A 2227-nucleotide genomic window follows, 5' to 3' on the forward strand; every position below is an offset into this window, starting at 1 on the left:
CCGCGGCCGGCCCGGCCACCCGGACCAGCAGCCCGCCCGCCCCGCGTCGGCGCGGCCTGGCCGCCGTCCTCGTGCCGGTGGTGACGCTGCTGCTCGGGGCCGGCGCGGCCGCCGGCGTCTTCGTGGCCGCCTCCGGGGAGGACGAGCCCGTCCCCACCGTGGTCGCGGCGCAGACCGAGGATGCGGAGATCCGGCTCTCCGCCGAGGACTACGTCGGCCGGCAGGTCGACGGGGCGGCGCGCGTGCTGTCCGCCTTCGGGCTGGACGTGCAGCGCGTGGAGGAGGTCACCGCCGACGTGGCGCCCGGCGTCGTCACCGCCGTCGACCCGACCGGTGTCCGGCTGCGCCCCGGCGACGCCGTGCAGCTGAGCTACGCCGTCGCGCCCGAGCCCGCGCCGCGGCCGGAGCGCGACTCCTCCCCGGCCACCCGCGTCTCCGACGAGGAGGAGGACGTCGCCCCGCCGCGGCCGGAGCCTGAGCCGGCACCCGAGCCGGAGCCGGAGCCGACACCGGAGCCGACACCGGAGCCGGAGCCCGCGCCGGCCGAGCCGACGGAGACCGCGCCGCCGGAGACGCCGGAGGAGCTGCCGACGAGCACCCCGCCGAGCGAGACGCCGACCGAGCCCGCCCCGACGACGGAGGCGCCGGAGCCGACGGAGCCGGCGCCGTCGACCAGCCCCACGGCGCCCAGGACGTCGACGCCGCCCACGAGTACGAGGCCGTCGACGCCGGAGCCGTCGTCCACGCCGTCGACCGCCACCGCCACGGCGACCCGGGGCGCCGACCGCACCGAGCGCTGATCCTCCCCGGACGGGTGGACCTGCCCGGTCCGGGATGTCCGGCTGGGTCCCGGGTGGCACCCTGGGAGGCCGCTGGGGGGCTGCGAAAAGCGGGGACGTTCAGGAGGAGTGAGGTGGCTGAGCCGGGGGTGCGCACGCTCGGCGACCGCTACGAGCTGCACTCGCTCATCGCCACCGGTGGCATGGGTCAGGTGTGGCGCGCCCGCGACGTGCTGCTGGACCGCCTGGTCGCGGTCAAGGTGCTGCGCAGCGAGTACACCGGCGATCCCACTTTCCTCGCCCGGTTCCGCGCGGAGGCCCAGCACACCGCGCGGCTGGTGCACCCGAACATCGCCGCCCTGCACGACTACGGCGAGGTCATCGCGGCCGACGGCAGCGGCGAGACCCTCGCCTACCTGGTGATGGAGCTGGTCGAGGGCGAACCGCTCTCGACGTTGCTGGCCCGCCAGGGCCGGCTCGACCCGCACCGGACGCTGGACGTCGTCCGCCAGACCGCCGCCGCGCTGGCCGTGGCGCACGCGGCCGGCGTGGTGCACCGGGACGTCAAGCCGGGCAACGTGCTGGTCGGCTGGGACGGCGTCGTGAAGATCACCGACTTCGGCATCGCCTGGTCGGCATCGAGCGTGCCGCTCACCCGGACCGGCCAGGTGGTGGGCACCGCCCACTACCTCTCACCGGAGCAGGCCGCGGGCAGGAAGGCCGGCCCGGCCAGCGACGTCTACGCGCTGGGCGCGATCACCTACGAGTGCCTGACCGGCCGGCGGCCCGTCGACGGCGAGAGCCCGGTGCAGATCGCCCTGGCACAGATCCGCGACGAGCCCGAGCCGCTGCCCGACGACGTCCCGGAGCCGCTGCGGACGCTCGTCGCCCGGGCCCTGGTCAAGGACCCTGCGCTGCGCTTCCCCGACGGCGCCGCGTTCCGGGCCGCCGTCGACCACGTGCGCGCCGGCCGCCGGCTGACGCCCCTCCCGCCGTCCACTGCGGCGCTGCCGGCCACGTCCGCGGCGGGCACCCGCCGGCGGCGCCTGCTGGTACCGGCGGCCGCGCTCCTGCTGGGGGCCGGCCTCGGGGTCGCCGCCCTGCAGGTCACCGGCGGCGAGGTCGCCGGGACGCCGGTGGCCGTGGCCGACACCGCCGCCCCGTCGAGCGAGCCGGTGCAGCCCGTCGGGGCGGTGCTGGTCGTGGCGGCCGAACACCTCGGACGGCCGGCCGACCAGGTCGAGGCGGAGCTCGCGGCGCTCGGCCTGCGGGTGCAGCGGGCGACCGTCGAGCGCTCCGACGTCCTCGCCGGTCAGGTGGTGGAGCTCGGTCCGGTCGGTGCGCTGGCCCGCGGTGACCTGGTCACCCTCACTGTCGCGGTGGCCCCGCCACCGGCACCGGTCGCCCCGGCGCCCGAGGTCGCGCCGGCACCGGTCGAGCCGCAACCC

General features: G+C 77.9%; 2 protein-coding genes. Both read left to right on the forward strand.

The annotated features are described in order from the left end of the window. A partial coding sequence (locus E4P41_RS21570; protein ID WP_209307858.1) for a PASTA domain-containing protein occupies nt 1–800 on the forward strand: 800 nt, incomplete at its 5' end. A gap of 113 nt (nt 801–913) precedes the next feature. After that, on the forward strand, nt 914–2227 hold a 1314-nt coding region (locus E4P41_RS21575), incomplete at its 3' end, for a protein kinase (RefSeq protein WP_167761215.1).

Source organism: Geodermatophilus sp. DF01-2, assembly GCF_004571065.1.
Lineage (GTDB): Bacteria > Actinomycetota > Actinomycetes > Mycobacteriales > Geodermatophilaceae > Geodermatophilus.